We start from the raw sequence: 15,232 nt of genomic DNA, 5'->3' as shown, positions 1-15,232 counted from the left end.
ACGCGGCACGCCGCCGCGACTCGCTCGGCGCGGCCCCAGATCAGTGCCAGCCCAAGCAGGACGCAAAAACCGCCGACCGCAACCACCCGCGCCGCCCGCCCATGCCGCGCGAACGCCACGCCGCCAAGCGCCACCGCCACCGCAAGACACCCCACCGCACGCCACGCCACCGGATCGGGCAGCACGAACCACAAGGCGATCCCCGCCCCCAGCGCCACCGGCACCCACAGCGCCAGTTGGTCGCGCTCCGCCTCAAGCCACCGCTCGAGTCGGGCATTGACGGCAGCAAACCCCCGAAGCACGCCGATTTGAAGCGCGGGAAGGTGCGTGCTAGGGGCGCTGAAGGCTGATCCGGCCATCCATCCTCAAGTCTGGGAGCATGCGCGATTGAGCGCAATATCTGATCCTGCCACGGCCCCTGCCGTCGGCGCCACCACCACCCCCAACGACGCCACGGTCGTCACCCGGTTCGCGCCGTCGCCGACCGGCTTCCTGCACATTGGCGGGGCGCGTACCGCCTTGTTCAACTGGCTCTATGCCCGTCATCATGGCGGCAAGTTCCTGCTGCGCATCGAAGATACCGATCGTGCGCGTTCGACCCAGCCCGCGATCGACGCGATTTTGACGTCGATGCGCTGGCTCGGGCTCGATTGGGACGGCGAGGAAGTGTTCCAGTTCGCCCGTGCGGCGCGCCATGCCGAGGTCGCTTATCAATTGCTGGCGGCGGGCCAGGCGTACAAATGCTTCGCCACCGCCGACGAGCTGACCGAAATGCGCGAGGCGCAAAAAGCGGCGGGCAAGCCGATGCGCTATGACGGCCGCTGGCGCGACCGTTCGCCCGACGAGGCCCCCGAGGGCGCGCCGTTCGTCGTGCGGCTGAAAGCACCGCGCGAGGGTGCCACCACGATCGAGGACCGCGTCCAGGGCAGCGTCACCGTGCAGAATGCCGAGCTCGACGATTTCGTCCTGCTGCGTTCGGACGGCACGCCGACCTATATGCTGGCAGTGGTGGTCGACGATCACGACATGGGCGTCACCCACATCATCCGTGGCGACGACCATCTCAACAACGCCTTCCGCCAGCTTCCCATCATGCGCGCGATGAATGCGATCGAGGGCGGCTGGCCCGACCCGGTCTATGCGCACATTCCGCTGATCCACGGGTCGGACGGTGCCAAGATGTCCAAGCGCCACGGCGCGGTCGGCGTCGAATTCTATCGCGACGAACTTGGCATTTTGCCCGAAGCATTGGAAAATTATCTGCTGCGGCTCGGCTGGGGGCATGGCGATGACGAAGTCATCAGCCGTGACCAGGCGATCGCGTGGTTCGATCTGGACGGCGTCGGCAAATCACCTGCACGTTTCGATTTGAAGAAACTCGAGAATTTGAACGGCCAGTATATTCGCCAGGCCGACGATGCGCGCCTGGCTGAGCTGGTTGCGCCACGACTCGAGGTCACGCCGAACTCGGAACAGCTCGATCTTCTGCGTCGCAGCATGGCATCGCTGAAACCGCGCGCGGCCAATCTCAATGAATTGGCCAGCGGTGCTGGCTTTCTTTTTCGCACTCGCCCCCTTGAGATGGATCACGATGCGACAGCGCTGCTGTCGGGTTCTGCCCCCGCATTGCTCGCCCAGCTGCACGCGGCGCTTGACGCGGTCGAAGACTGGGATACGGAGGCGCTCGAAGCTGCGGTTCGGCAGGTCGCCGACGATGCAGGGGTCAAGCTCGGTCAAGTCGCGCAACCGCTGCGCGCCGCATTGACCGGACGCAAGACCTCGCCTGGGATCTTCGACGTGCTCGACTTGCTCGGGCGCGACGAGAGCCTGGGGCGTATCGCCGACCAGATGGCCGCATAGACGTCACGAAAGGACGACCGATGACTGACACTGTCAAGCTGAACGCCGCGGACAAGGATCTCGATTTGAAGGTCCTGCACGGTAGCGTGGGTCCGGACGTGATCGATATTCGAAAACTCTATGCCCAGACTGGTATGTTTACCTACGATCCGGGCTTCACCTCGACCGCAAGCTGCGATTCGGCGATCACCTATATCGATGGCGATGAGGGCGTACTGCTCCACCGCGGTTACCCGATCGGGCAGTTGGCCGAACAGTCGAGCTTCATGGAGGTGTGCCACCTCCTCCTGAACGGCGAGCTGCCGACCAAGGACGAACTCGACAAGTTCACCTACACGATCAGCCGCCACACGATGCTGCACGAGCAGCTCGCGACCTTCTATCGCGGTTTCCGGCGGGACGCGCATCCGATGGCGATCATGTGCGGTGTCGTCGGCGCGCTTTCGGCCTTCTATCAGGATTCGGCCGACATCACCGATCCGCAGCAGCGCATGATCGCGAGCCACCGGTTGATCGCCAAGATGCCGACGATCGCGGCGATGGCGTATAAATATTCGATCGGCCAGCCGTTCATGAGCCCCAAGAACGACCTCAGCTACACCGGCAACTTCCTGCGCATGACCTTCGGCGTGCCCGCAGAGGAATATGTCGTCGATCCGGTGATCGAAAAGGCGATGGACCGTATCTTCATCCTCCACGCCGACCATGAGCAGAACGCGTCGACCTCGACCGTCCGCCTCGCGGGTTCGTCGGGTGCCAATCCCTTCGCGTGCATCGCGGCGGGCATCGCCTGCCTGTGGGGCCCGGCGCATGGCGGTGCCAATGAAGCCGCGCTCAACATGCTGCGCGAAATCGGCACGGTCGACCGCATCCCCGAGTACATCGCGCGCGCCAAGGACAAGAACGATCCGTTCCGCCTGATGGGCTTCGGCCATCGCGTGTACAAGAATTACGATCCGCGCGCGACCGTGATGCAGCAGACCGTGCGGGAAGTGTTCGCCGCGATGAAGGTGTCGGACCCCGTGTTCGACGTCGCGCTGAAGCTCGAGGAAATGGCGCTGAGCGACCCGTATTTCATCGAAAAGAAGCTGTTCCCGAACGTCGATTTCTATTCGGGCGTCATCCTCTCGGCGATCGGTTTCCCGACGACGATGTTCACCGCGCTGTTCGCGCTCGCGCGCACCGTCGGCTGGGTCGCGCAGTGGAACGAGATGATCGCCGATCCGGAGCAGAAGATCGGCCGTCCGCGTCAGCTCTACACGGGCCCGACGCAGCGCGATTACGTGCCGCTCGACGCCCGCTCGTGAAAGCGGTGAAGGCGCTCGCCCTGGTGGCGGGCGTCGTCCTGCTGGCCTTCGGGCTGCTGTTTGCGGGCCAGGGCCTTGGCATCATCCTGTGGCCCGCGTCGAGCTTCATGCTCGCTCAGCGCGAATGGGCGGTGTACGGCGCGCTTATCGCGCTGGCGGGCGTTGCGCTGCTGTGGTGGTCGCGGCGCTGAGCGTTGGTCGCACGCAGGCATATTCGGCGTTTATTGAACCGAAGTACTGCCTGCGGCATTAACGGCGCGGCCGTTCGCACGAGATGGGCGACGAGCGGCGGGGCGTGCCGTCTCCCCGGTATTTCCCGTCTTGAACCGCTCGGTCTGCTGCGCAAGCGATCCCACCTCGGCGGTCAGGTTGCGCGCCGCTGCCGACGTTTCCTCGACCATCGCGGCGTTCTGCTGCGTTGTGCGATCCATCGAGCTGATCGCGCTTGAGATTTCGCTGAGCGCCGACGACTGTGCGGCGGCATCGTCCGCCATCGAGCCGAGCAGATGGTGCACCTTCTCCACATCGCCCGAGATGTTGGTCAGCGACGTATCGACATTTTTCACGGCATGGACTGCGGTTCCGATATCGGCCTGAGTCACGGTCAACTGATCGCGGGCGCGCTTCGCCTCTTCCTCGGCGCGCATCGCAAGGGCCGAAACCAGATCGGCAACGACCGCGAAGCCCCGCCCGGAATCTCCGGCGCGCCCCGCTTCGACCGCCGCGTTCATGGCCAGAACGCGCGTTTGAAACGCAATCTTGTCGAGGCCTTCGATTACGGAATCGATGCCCTTGGCGCTTTCACCGACACGGATCATGGCTTGGACCGCCTGGTCTGCGGTCGCGCGACCGTTGGCGACAGTGTCGGTCGCCTGCTGCGCACGGTTGACCGTCTCGGCCGTCGCGGCGGCGGTAGCCCTGAGCCGCAAGTCGATCTGCACAAGCGATGCCGACGTCTGCTCAAGACTGGCGGCAGTGCCCTCGGTCCGCCGCGCAAGGTCTTCCGACGCGTGGGCGATTTCCGAAGAGCCGGTACGAATGCCAGCGCTGCTCGCCACCACGCTACCGATCAACCCACGCAAGGACGTAAGCGCCTGGTTGAAGCTCGTCTCGATCGCGGCAAAGGCCGACGGCATGTTTGCAATGTCGTTGCTCAGATCGCCGTCGGCAAGCGCGGCCAAAGCCTGCGACAGGCTTTCGATTGCTCTGTTGCGCTCTGCTTGCGCTTCTTCGAAGTAGATCGAAACCGACAATTCCATGTCGAGTAAGGCGGCCTTGACGATCGCGCTGCTGGCATCGGCTGCGCTCGGACCGCGGAAGAGCGACAACAGGCGCCGCCACGGCGACAAATGGCGCGCGATACCTGCGATCAGATTTTCCAGGACGAGCCCGTAGGCACCGATATACCAGCGCGGCTCAAGGCCGATGCGGGCATGGACCGCGCCGATGCGGCGGACGCTGGCGTGAAAATCCTGATCGAACGTGCCCGTCGCGATACGCGTCCAGTGGCTTTCCTGTGCCCGCTTGGCATGAGCCATATGCTGGTCGTCGCGAAAAAAAAAGCCGCGGTTTCCGGGGTCCTTCGGGCAGTGTGATAGAAACGGTCCAGTGCCGGACCAAGCAAAGTTCGAACTACCGGTTGTAGCTCCGCCAATACGGCCCGCTGCTGTTTGTCAATCGCCATGAAATCCAGGCGGGTTTGAACATCCTTGTCAATCATGTAGAATTGTCCCGATGTATTGGCACCGTTCGGCCCCTCATCGCTTTATAGACTACGAAATTAGACAATCGGACTCGACAGGCGCATTTTTGTGCGACCTTTCACTAGGCCAATAATGCGAGTGTCGCCAAAGTCCGCGGGTTTATCAGCGGCCCGGCAGGGTGAATACAAACCGTGCACCTTGCCCTGGGGCCGAATCCACCGTCACGTCGCCGCCCATCGCGCGCGCCAAACGGCGCGCTATGTAAAGCCCGAGCCCGCTGCCACCGACCTCGCGCGGATCGACGCGTTCGAACTTTTCAAAAATGCGGGCCTGATCCGCTAGCGCGATGCCCTTCCCCTGATCCGCGACGATCACCGCTGCAACTGTGCCTTCGCGCTCCGCGCGCACCCAGACCATCCCGTCGGTCGGCGAATAGCGAACGGCGTTGCCGATCAGATTGACCAACACTTGGAGGGCGCGACGGAATTCTCCGGTCGCGGCCAGTGTCTCGCCCAGCGACGGGCGGTCGATCCGCACCTTCGCTTCGGATGCGCGGACCTGCAGCAATCCTGCGGCGCGGCGTGCCACGTCGGCCAGGTCGATGGCTTCCTTGGCCACCACGAAATCGGGCCGCTCGATCGCCTGGAGATCCACCAGATCGTCGACCAAGCCCATCAAGTGCCGCCCGGCGCTGGCAATGTCGGCGGCATAATCGGCGTAATCCTGCCGCAAAGGCCCTTCCGACTGGGCATGAATGCTGTCGGCATTGGCGATGATGCGATCGAGCGGCGCGCGCAGCGCTTGATCCAGCCGCATCGCAAAAGCGGTGGTGACGGCATCCGCAGCTGCGGGCGCAGCGGGCGGGATCACCGTCGGCGGAACGCTGTCGTCCAGCGCATACGCTGCACCGACAAAGCCGGAAAAGGCCCCATGGGCGTCGGTCCGTGGCGTGGCGGCAAGACGAACGCGATGCCCGGTCGCGCGAATCGTCGCCACTTGATCGTCGAAGCGTTGCTGCAACGCCAACCCGCCGAGAATCGGGAAGACCCCGCCATCCCCCTCCCCCCAGTACGAACAAGCGGGTGAGCGGCTGGCCCAGCATTGCTCCGGCATCGAAGCCATAACGTGCCCCGGCCGACAGCGACAGGAAGGTCAGCCGCAACGCGCTGTCGGTTTCCCACAGCCAATCGCCCTCGCTTCGCAGAAAGTCGGTGGCGCGCTCCTCGGCCGCCGCCGCCGGTTGCCATGCCGCGCGACTGCGCCAGCCGGTGATGTGCAAACGGACATTGCCCGACGTCGCAGCGGATTCGGGCTCGGCCCGGACCCACAATTCCAGATCATCCGGCCCATCCGCCGCAACCACGCCGCGCGATACCAGAATACCAAGCCGCTGCGCCAACCGCGCGAGCGCGGCGATTTGGGGCACCGCCAGCGGCTGCCCGATGTCGCCACCGGCGCGCGCGTTGAGGTCATGAAGGCGCTGATCCGCCTCGACCAGACGCCCGTCCCGATCGACCATGCCGCGCACCGGCGGCAACATTGGCTCACTCACGTTCATTGGTGCGTCCTCCGCCCCAGTGCCACCAGGGCCGCACGATAATCGCGATGCAGCAACAATGGGGCAAGGGCGTGGCGGGCCGTCGCGGGGGAAATCGCCAGAATGTCGTCAATCCCGTCGGCGAAACGATCGAGGTTTCGAGCCGGGTCCGCCTCGCAAAGCGCAAGCCCGATCCGCGCGATCGCCGCACGATCCAGTTCCAGCGCCCGTAACACCAGCCAGAACCGGCTGCCGTCGCGATCGAGAACGATCTCGCGCGCGTCGCTATAATCAAGCCCCAGCGCGCGCGCGAGCAACGCGATGAACAGCGAGAGACGCCGATCGGCCAGCGCCTCGACCAGGAGGATCGCCAATTCGCTCGCCTGTGGATCGAGCGCGCTGGCCAGGCGCAGCGCTGTGGCTTCCAGCCGATCGCCCTCATCATGCGCGGCGATGCTGCGAAGCGCGGCATCGACCAATGCGCGATCAAGCAGCGCTTGCGATTCGCTTTCCAGCGGCCCCATGCTCTCGCGGATCGCCGCCGCGACCCACCAGATGACTCGGTGATGCAGCTCGGCGGGAAGATCGGTAACGGCAGGCTGGCCGGGGGTGGGCGCAACCCGGCGACGGCTTTCCGCCGTCATCAAGGCGACGGCACTGGCCGAGATAACGCGATCTGCCGCACCGGCAAGACGTGGCAACAGGCTCGGACGGTCGGGATCGTCGGGCGATTCACCTGACAATGCATCGGTCAGAAGATCCTGTTGGACGCGGCCAAGCAGCTCTCGCATCAGTTCGGGATCGCGCAAAACGCCGGCTTGCGCCAGGCGCTGAAAAATCGACGGTTCCTCCGCTTCAATGGCGGCGGACAGGGGCGCTGCCTCGCGCGCCAGCAGCAAACGAGCGGCGTGGTGGCGCAACGCGCCTTCTACCGCCTGGACCAGATCGCCGAGCGTCGCCGCCATCGCGATTCGCGTGCGATCGTCCAGTCGCGCGGCATCTGCCAGGAAAAAGTCTGCAATGGCCACGCGCAGCCGATCGTCGGCGTGCGAATCCGCCGTCGCTGCCCGTGTGAGCAGTGCCGTGACGGCCCGATCGGCCGCGTCATCCTTGTCGCCACATTCATTCGACATGATCTCGGCAATAAGGGGTTGTCGTTAAAGCGAGACTAAGGCTTTTCGAGAAAGCCCTCAATGGCGACCGCCAGCGTCACGACAGCGTATAGTGCGGCAGCGCCTAGCGCGAACAGCGGCTGCCCCACCGCCAACAGCGGCAGCATAACCAGCGGATAGGCGACGGGGCTGGCCCATAAACGCCGGACCGGTGCCGATCCGGCGATCCGTTCGAGCAGAGCCGCAATGATAATGAAGGCAAATGCGAGGATCAGACCGGCCGGTCGATCTGCGCCATAGCCGACCAGCAGGGCGGCCACCGCGACAATTGCCGGGGTGGCATGCGTCGCGAGGCGCGCCACCGCGCCCTCGTCGCGGACCCAGGCCAGCGCCGCTGCGATCGCGGCGATGGCAATGGCAAGGTACGTCACTGCCATCCCGGCCGCAGCGTGCCCAAGAAAAATCGTCAACCAACCGCCAAGCGCAACGGCCACGCCCCCCGCCAGCAACGCGATCGATCCGACGCCGCGCGTCATCAGCGGTGGCAATATCAGGCGAACGAGCGGCGACAGCAAAAAGCGTTCGGCCCAACGCGCCGGTTTGCTGACCAGCGCCGCGACTGTTCCATTGCCACGCGCGGCCAGAGCCTGCGTACTGCGCTCGATACTGTGCCCGGGGGCCATATGCGGATCGAGCCGGACCTGATCCGCCGCCGCCTGCGCCGCAACCCGCAGCAAGGTCGACTGAAAATCGTAATCCCGCGGCAAGGCGGCGACTTCGGCAATGCGCTTGCAATCCAGCAAGGCGAGGCCCGCCCACGCCACATTGGCCCCGACACGTTCATAATGCGGATCCATCTGGTCGGTGACCAGCAGCGTATCCTGCGGCGCGGCGGCAATCGCCTGGACGACGTCGCCCGTGGTCACCACGCCGTCCGCGACGACAAGCACGCGCGCGAGCGGATGGAGTTTTTCCAGCACTTCGCGCGCACTGCGCACTGCATCGACCGATACGCCGCGCCGCCCGATGCGGCTGATCGCGCCCAGCAATTCCGGCGTCATCCGCGCGACGACAAGAATGATGTGGGTCGCGCCCGCCGCCACCAATAAGCGCGCCTGGAACTCGATCAGCGTCAACCCGCCAAAAGGCAGGTCGCCGCGAGTACACCCGCGCGATCATCGGCATCTTCGGTCGCAAAAATCAATCCAGCCAGCATCGCCTAGCTGTTAGGGGCTCGACTCGATTAAGGCAAAGCCCGCAAAACGATCACAGCCGCTCCACTGCGCGGCGCAAGCGCCGCATCAGCGCGGGGTCATGCGCAGTCGCCTCTGCCGCCTCGGTCGCGATCGCCATCAGCCGGATTGCCCCGAAACTCGCCGCGAGGCCGCGCATCCGCCATGCCGCAGCCCGCCACGCCTCGTCACCCTGTGCCGCGTCCAGCACGCCCAATCCGCGCTCGACGCTCTCCAGAAATGCGCCGCGCAGTTCCGCGATCAGGGCGGGCTCATCGCCCACCGCTGCCGCCAAGGTCGCATCGATTGCACCGGGATCATAGGCCATTGCGCCCGTCTAGCGGGGGAAGCGTTAAGACAAGGTTTCGCTATTCGCTTTGAACTGGCGACTTTCGTGATAAACAAGCATGATGAACGGGGGTTCTCGCATCATAGACCTGCGGCCGCACAGCGCCGCGCCACCCGCCGAAGCCGACGCGGAAGAAGCTGTGGCAATGGCGGAGTTTGCGCCCATGCCGGAGGATCCCATCGAACTGACCGAAGCGATTGACGATGAGCTACCGTCGCGGTCGGTGCCGTGGCTCCCGATTTTGGGGATGCTCGCATCGCTGGGGTGGATCGGCGCGATGCTGTGGTTGTCGCGGGACAGCTTGGCCACGCTGACGCCGCCTGCGCTGGTCAATTTCGTGGCCGGGCTGTGCGTGCCGCCGGCATTGATCGCGATTTTACTGGTACTGGCGCTTCGCACCAGCACCGCCGAGGCGCGTCGCTTCGGACAGACGGCACAGGCGATGCGCGCCGAGGCCGCCAGCCTCGAACGCACCGTCGCGGCCCTGGCGCACAGCATCGAGAGCAACCGCGCGAACCTGGCCGAGCAAACCAGTGCCCTGATGGCGTTGGGCGACGGAGCGGTTGCGCGGATGGCCTCGATCGGGTCGGGCCTGACCGCGCAAATCACGACCGCCGACGCCCATGCGGCAACCTTGGCTACGGCGGCTGACCAGGCGCATACGCGGCTCGAAGTGCTGCTGGCGCTGTTGCCGCGCGCGCATAACGAGACCGACGGGCTGGCGCAGTTGCTCAAGGAGACGGGCGTTACCGCGAGCGAACATGCCGCCGCGCTCGACGCCCAACTCACCGCGCTGGCGGAGCGCGGGCGGGAGGCCGATGCCGTGGCAAACGGGGCTGCCCAGAAGCTCGCGGCGCATATCACGCGGATGGAAGTGACCAGCGAGACCGCCGGCGCGCGGCTGGAACAGGTCACCGGCGACATGTCGCATGCGGTGGACGGGCTGCTCGGTCGCACTGCCGACGCCGTCGACGAAGCTCGCAAGGGGATCGCTGCACAGGGCGAAGCCATGCTGGCGATGCTTGGCACCAACCAGGCCGCGCTGGAGCGCGCCGCACACGACAGTGCCGAAGGCCTGGCCGCGCGCATCGCCGAGATCGAAACCCTGATCGATCGCGTCGCCGCCCGCCTCGCCGATCAACGTGCGGCCAGCGACACCATCGTCGAAGAGATCGACCAGGGACTCGTCCGCGTTTCCGAAACCTTCGAGACGCTCCATGACCGGGGTATTCAACGGACCCAGTCGCTGGCAGCATCGATCAGCGCGCTCGGCGGATCGGCCGATGCGATGACCGAAGCGCTCAAGACCGGCGACGAAATGGCGACACATGCCATCGCCTCGACCGAACATTTGCTGATGGCGCTCGATTCCGCCGCCCGCGAGATCGACGAGACCCTGCCCGAAGCGCTGGCCCGCCTCGACGACCGCCTTGGCGTCAGCCGCAAGATCGTTGGCCAGGCCAAGCCCGAATTGCTGTCGCTGGTGACGGCTGCGGAGAGCACGCACGACGCGATCGAATCGATCGCCCATGTCATCGCGCTCCAGCGCGACACCGTCAACGAACTGGCGAGCACGCTGCTCGACACGCTGTCCGACGGCAAGATCAAGGCCGATGCGCTGGGCGAAATGGTCGACGATACGATCGGGCGCACGCATCGCTTTGCCGAAGACGCCGCCCCCCGGCTGGTCGAGGCACTGCTGCGCGTTCGCGATACCGCCAGCGCCGCGGCCGACCGTGCGCGCGAAACGCTCGCAACCGTCATCCCCGAGGCGGCGCACGCTTTGGAACAGCAAAGCGCCGCCGCGATGGAACGCGCGACCCGCGTCGCGGTCGAACGTCAACTCGCCAGCATCGGAGAAGCGGGCGAAGCCGCCGCCGACGCCGCCGCGCGTGTATCCGAACGGCTTACGCAGCAAATGCTCGCCATCGCCGATTCAACCGCTTCGGTCGAAAGCCGCCTGCAGGATGCGCGCGCCGAGCGTGAAAATGCCGATCAGGAAACGCTGGCGCGCCGTGTTTCTTTGCTGATCGAATCGCTCAATTCCGCTTCGATCGACATCGCCAAGACCTTCTCCACAGACGTGTCGGACAGCGCCTGGTCAGCCTATCTCAAGGGCGATCGCGGGGTGTTCACGCGCCGCGCAGTACGCCTGCTGGATAGTGCCGAAGCGCGCGAGATTGCGCGCCTGCACGAAGAGGATCCGGCCTTCCGGGAGCAGGTCAATCGCTACATTCACGATTTCGAGGCGATGCTCCGCACGATCCTGTCGCAGCGCGATGGCTCCCCGCTTGGGGTTACGATCCTGTCGTCCGACATGGGCAAGCTGTACGTCGCGCTGGCACAGGCGATCGAACGCCTGCGTGCCTGATCTGCTCTGCCGGGCAGTCTAGGCCGTCAATTTGCCCGCCGCCCAAAGGTCGGGCGGCGCTCGACCAACGGATTGGACTCCCGCTCCAGTTTCGCCAACGTCTGCTCGAACAGCGGCCGCAGCGCGACAATATCCTCGAGGGCCTCGTCGGGCGTGTCACGGTTTTCCACGCAATCGCGCGCAATCGCTTCGATCCGCTCGGCAAGGATCGCCAGCGGCTCGGCCCCGAACTGACGCGCTTCGCCTTTCAGGGTGTGCGCCGGAATCACCATCGCTGCCGCATTGCGCGCGCGCATCGCGGTTTCGATCGCGGCGACGGACTTGACCCCGTCTTCCCGGAAATAGCCCAAAATGCGGACGAAGCCCGCACCCAGCTCGGCACGGGCCCGCGTAAACACGTTCCAGTCGATCAGGATGGTCTCATCGAGCGTCACCGTCATCTCCTCCAAGCCGCACTCTCAGTCGAAAGTACCACTTGCTTCTACGCGCGCGAAGTAAACGAGCCGTTGACGCGGGGCAGAATCATTTCGGGCGCGTGACTACCAAGTGGCTGGCGTTACGCGATAAGTCGGCTGCAGTGCCGACTCCGGGATCAGCGGTCGAACGGGTTCTTCGGTGCCCGTAAAGTTAGCCGCACCGGCACCGCACCAAAGCCCAGATCGCGGCGAATGCCGTTGATGAGATAGCGCTGATAGCTGGTCGGCAACTGGTCCACCCGCGTGCCGAACAGCACGAAGCCGGGCGGACGCGTCTTGGCTTGCGTCAGGTAGCGCAGCTTGATGCGCTTGCCACCGGGTGCGGGCGGCGGATTGGCCTCGACCGCCTTTTCGAACCAGCGGTTGAGTTCCCCGGTGCCGACGCGGCGCGACCAGGCGTCGCGCGTCTCGAACGCGACTTTCAGCAGCACGTCGATGCCCTTGCCGGTCGCGCCCGACACCGTGAGCACGGGCATCCCCTTGATCTGGCTGAGCCCTTCTTCCAGTGCACCGCGAATGCCGTTGAACAGGCTGGAGCCGTTTTCGGCGATATCCCATTTGTTGATCGCGACGATCAGCGCGCGGCCTTCCTGCAGCGCGGCATCGGCGATGCGCAGATCCTGCGATTCGAGCCCGCGCGTGGCATCGAGCAGCAGCACCACGACTTCGGCGAAATCGATCGCGTGGAGTGCATCGGCGACCGACAGCTTTTCGAGCTTGTCCTGCACATTGGCGCGCTTGCGCATGCCCGCCGTGTCGATCAGGCGCACCTTGCGGGCATTTTCACCCGGCTCGCGCTCGGGATCGTGCCAAACCCAGTCGACCGCGATCGAATCGCGCGTGATCCCGGCCTCGGGGCCGGTGATTAAGCGGTCTTCGCCGAGGATGCGGTTGATCAGCGTCGATTTGCCGGCATTGGGACGACCGATGATGGCGAGCTTGAGCGGCGCTTCCGGGCTATACTCGCCCTCGTCATCCGCATTGGGGATATCGGCACCATATTCGTCCTTGTCGGGCTCGATATAGGGCAGCAGCGCGTCGAACAGTTCGACCAGCCCCTCGCCATGTTCGGCCGACAATTCAACGGGATCGCCAAAGCCAAGCGACAGCGATTCAAGGATGCCGTCGGCCCCTGCCTTGCCCTCGGCCTTGTTGGCGACGAGGATGACGGGCGTGGTGGATCCGCGCAGCCAGCGTGCGATTTCCTCGTCGAGCGGGACGATGCCGACACGCGAATCGAACAGGAACAAGGCGACATCGGCTTGTGCGACCGCCGCCTCGGTCTGCGCGCGCATGCGGCCGGGCAGCGACGCGGCGTCCTGATCCTCATAACCCGCAGTATCGATGACGCGGAAATCGAGGCCGACCAGCGTGGCATCACCTTCGCGGCGATCGCGTGTCACGCCGGGGCGATCATCGACAAGCGCCAGCTTTTTGCCGACGAGACGGTTGAACAGGGTCGATTTGCCGACATTGGGCCGGCCGATAATCGCGACCACGGGAAGATTGGGCATGACGGCTCCTTACGCCACGCGCGCGCTTTCGTCACCCCCGCGCAATTCGGGGCCGGAACCGGGGTTCTACCCGCGCATCACCCCGGCAATCGGTTCCGAGGTGACCGGATAGCCAAGGTCGTCGGGAATACAGAGATGCTCGCCCCCATCGCGTTGCTCGATCCACGGCGTGACCGCGCGGATTTCGTGCGCAGCGGCGTGCGCGGCAGCGGCGGCGAAGCTGTCGAATTGCGCGAGGCGCTCCAGATTGCGCCGCGTCGGGAAGATGATACGCGCGCGTCCTGCATCGGCGTCATCCAGCACACCTTGCGCGGTCGACCAGAAGACGCGGACATTCTCGGTATCGTCGACCACCGCCTCCGGACCATCGAGCGGAGCCTGCGCCAGATAGAAACGCGTATCGAAAATCCGCGCGGGCGCGTGCGACGGCAGCCAGCGCGCGAAGGGGACGAGCTGCGCAGGGTCGAGCGCGAGATCGAGTTCGCGCAGCACCGCGCCCAGCGCCTCGCCCCGGTGGAGCGCCGCGCGCAACTCGGCAAAGATGGCGTCGGGCATCGGCGGCAAGCCGATGGGCAGCCCGACTTCCTCGATCGTCTCGCGGATCGCACCGATGCGGGCGGCCATGTCCTCAGGGTCGCCGCCGAGTTCAAGCGCGAGCGCGCGGTCGCCGGGGTCGATCCGCCCGCCGGGAAAGACCAATGCGCCGCCTGCAAACACCATCGCTTTGGAGCGTTCGACGAAGAGGAGCTCCGGCACCCTCCCGCGCTGCCGGAACAGCACGAGCGTGGCGGCGGGGATAGGTGCCGTCATGCGCGGAACGCCCAGCGCAAGGTGCTGGCAATGCCGAAGGTGCCTGCGCGCAGCAACGGTCGGCCGAACTCCGGTTGGGCGAGACCATGCATCGTGCGCGCCCAGCCCGGCAGCAGGTCCACCCCCGCTTGCAACGTCATCGCCTGAAACGGCCCCGCCGCCAGCGAGGGCGCTGGCTGATCGAGCAACACGCGCGCCACCTCGCGCGTCCGGGTATCGACCCGCAATTGAGGACGCATCGCAGTCATGATCGCCTCCGCCTCGGCGCGGGTGTGCGGCACAGGCGACACGCCCAGCGGCTCGGCAATGCGGGCCATTTCGGCGACATAGCGATCCTGATCGGCACGGCTCATCGTGGGTTCGCCATAGCGAATCCAGCCGTCGAGGAAACACAGCACCTCGCACACATGCACCCAGGCGAGCAGATCAGGGTCACTCGCCAGATAGGGCGTACCATCGGGCAAGGTTCCGCCGACATGATCGTGGATTCGCCGCACTTTGGCGAGCACCGCCCGCGCGTCGTCCGGCGCGCCGAAGGTGGTGACCGCGATGAAGCGCGCGGTGCGGCGCAAGCGCCCCTGCATGTCCTCGCGAAAGCCCGAATGGTCCCACACCCCCGCCAGCACCTTGGGATGGAGCATCTGCAGCAGCAGCGCGGCAATGCCGCCGACCAGCATCGACGTCACATCGCCATGCACGCGCCAGGCGACCGAATCCGGCGGGAACAGCGCGTCCGGGCTACGCACAACCGGTGTTTCGCCCCGCGTCTTGTCGTTGAACAGCGCGCGCACTTGCCCGACGATGAGCCCTTTCAGCGGACGAGTCAGGCGATCGGTTGGCGACATAAGCGGCATCGTGCCTGAATGGTTGGGATGGCGATAGGGTCCGTGTCGATCCACAATCGCGCTGCCCGCCCTCTTCCCGCGAAATCGCTTCCCCGGTTTCGTGGCGCGTGATTATA

Annotated in this window: 12 protein-coding genes and 3 pseudogenes; 5 read left to right on the top strand and 10 right to left on the bottom strand. The window is 65.4% G+C overall.

Translation table 11 applies throughout. From position 1 onward, the window contains the following. A pseudogene (locus tag NW75_RS21190) lies at positions 1-302 on the bottom strand (ComEC/Rec2 family competence protein); the annotation flags it as partial. Positions 303-387: 85 nt separating this feature from the next. Here NW75_RS21190 and gltX point away from each other — a divergent pair. Genes gltX through NW75_RS21175 form a run of 3 tightly spaced genes read left to right on the top strand, consistent with a single transcriptional unit; the run spans position 388 to position 3,358 of the window. Beyond that, positions 388-1,860, top strand: coding sequence for a glutamate--tRNA ligase (gene gltX, locus NW75_RS21185; protein ID WP_052192564.1), 1,473 nt, complete (start codon positions 388-390; stop codon positions 1,858-1,860). Positions 1,861-1,880: 20 nt separating this feature from the next. After that, the gene (locus NW75_RS21180) at positions 1,881-3,167 is read left to right on the top strand and encodes a citrate synthase (protein ID WP_033967370.1); all 1,287 of its coding nucleotides are present in this window, start codon (positions 1,881-1,883) and stop codon (positions 3,165-3,167) included. Between the two features lie 5 nt (positions 3,168-3,172). Then, positions 3,173-3,358 carry a hypothetical protein gene (locus NW75_RS21175; RefSeq protein ID WP_033967377.1) on the top strand — a complete coding sequence of 62 codons (186 nt, stop codon included), beginning with the start codon at positions 3,173-3,175 and terminating at the stop codon, positions 3,356-3,358. Positions 3,359-3,388: 30 nt separating this feature from the next. Here the strand turns inward: NW75_RS21175 and NW75_RS24100 are convergent. The 3 genes and pseudogenes from NW75_RS24100 to NW75_RS21160 form a co-directional block, all read right to left on the bottom strand. Continuing rightward, positions 3,389-4,887: pseudogene (locus NW75_RS24100) on the bottom strand (protoglobin domain-containing protein). 145 nt (positions 4,888-5,032) lie between these two features. Beyond that, positions 5,033-6,428 (bottom strand): annotated as a pseudogene (locus tag NW75_RS21165) (sensor histidine kinase). Then, complete coding sequence (locus NW75_RS21160) at positions 6,425-7,198, bottom strand: DUF2336 domain-containing protein (protein ID WP_231565368.1); 774 nt, start codon at positions 7,196-7,198, stop codon at positions 6,425-6,427. The pseudogene NW75_RS21165 and the gene NW75_RS21160 overlap by 4 nt, the downstream one beginning before the upstream one ends. On the opposite strand from NW75_RS21160, the gene NW75_RS27060 reads away from it, so the two are divergent. Beyond that, positions 7,172-7,579 carry a hypothetical protein gene (locus NW75_RS27060; protein WP_231565367.1) on the top strand — a complete coding sequence of 136 codons (408 nt, stop codon included), beginning with the start codon at positions 7,172-7,174 and terminating at the stop codon, positions 7,577-7,579. The two genes, NW75_RS21160 and NW75_RS27060, sit on opposite strands and share 27 nt — an antisense overlap. On the opposite strand, the gene NW75_RS21155 is transcribed toward NW75_RS27060, so the two are convergent. Both NW75_RS21155 and NW75_RS21150 read right to left on the bottom strand, forming a co-directional pair. Continuing rightward, positions 7,576-8,655 carry a hypothetical protein gene (locus tag NW75_RS21155; RefSeq protein WP_231565366.1) on the bottom strand — a complete coding sequence of 360 codons (1,080 nt, stop codon included), beginning with the start codon at positions 8,653-8,655 and terminating at the stop codon, positions 7,576-7,578. The genes NW75_RS27060 and NW75_RS21155 overlap by 4 nt on opposite strands. 130 nt (positions 8,656-8,785) lie before the next feature. Next, the gene (locus NW75_RS21150; protein WP_033967368.1) at positions 8,786-9,079 is read right to left on the bottom strand and encodes a hypothetical protein; all 294 of its coding nucleotides are present in this window, start codon (positions 9,077-9,079) and stop codon (positions 8,786-8,788) included. Positions 9,080-9,161: 82 nt separating this feature from the next. Between NW75_RS21150 and NW75_RS21145 the strand changes: the two genes are divergently transcribed. Beyond that, positions 9,162-11,471, top strand: a complete 2,310-nt coding sequence (locus NW75_RS21145; RefSeq protein WP_033967375.1) for a hypothetical protein — start codon at positions 9,162-9,164, stop codon at positions 11,469-11,471. A 26-nt stretch (positions 11,472-11,497) separates the two neighbouring features. Here the strand turns inward: NW75_RS21145 and NW75_RS21140 are convergent, their stop codons facing one another. The 4 genes from NW75_RS21140 to NW75_RS21125 form a co-directional block, all read right to left on the bottom strand. Next, positions 11,498-11,911 (bottom strand): Hpt domain-containing protein, encoded by a 414-nt coding sequence (locus NW75_RS21140; RefSeq protein ID WP_033967367.1) that lies wholly within the window; start codon positions 11,909-11,911, stop codon positions 11,498-11,500. A 152-nt stretch (positions 11,912-12,063) separates the two neighbouring features. Continuing rightward, positions 12,064-13,461 carry a ribosome biogenesis GTPase Der gene (gene der / locus NW75_RS21135; RefSeq protein ID WP_033967366.1) on the bottom strand — a complete coding sequence of 466 codons (1,398 nt, stop codon included), beginning with the start codon at positions 13,459-13,461 and terminating at the stop codon, positions 12,064-12,066. Between the two features lie 66 nt (positions 13,462-13,527). Beyond that, positions 13,528-14,271: an NUDIX hydrolase gene (locus NW75_RS21130; protein WP_033967365.1), complete on the bottom strand. Its 744-nt coding sequence runs from the start codon at positions 14,269-14,271 to the stop codon at positions 13,528-13,530. Continuing rightward, entirely contained in the window at positions 14,268-15,116 is an 849-nt protein-coding gene (locus NW75_RS21125) for an oxygenase MpaB family protein (RefSeq protein WP_033967374.1), read from the bottom strand. Before NW75_RS21125 ends, NW75_RS21130 begins: the two co-directional genes overlap by 4 nt. Positions 15,117-15,232 lie beyond the last annotated feature (116 nt).

This window comes from Sphingomonas sp. Ant H11, assembly GCF_000797515.1.
In the GTDB taxonomy this organism is placed as follows: domain Bacteria; phylum Pseudomonadota; class Alphaproteobacteria; order Sphingomonadales; family Sphingomonadaceae; genus Sphingomonas.
The sequence above is the reverse complement of the archived record's forward strand: the minus strand, read 5'-3'. Positions and strand labels throughout refer to the sequence as shown.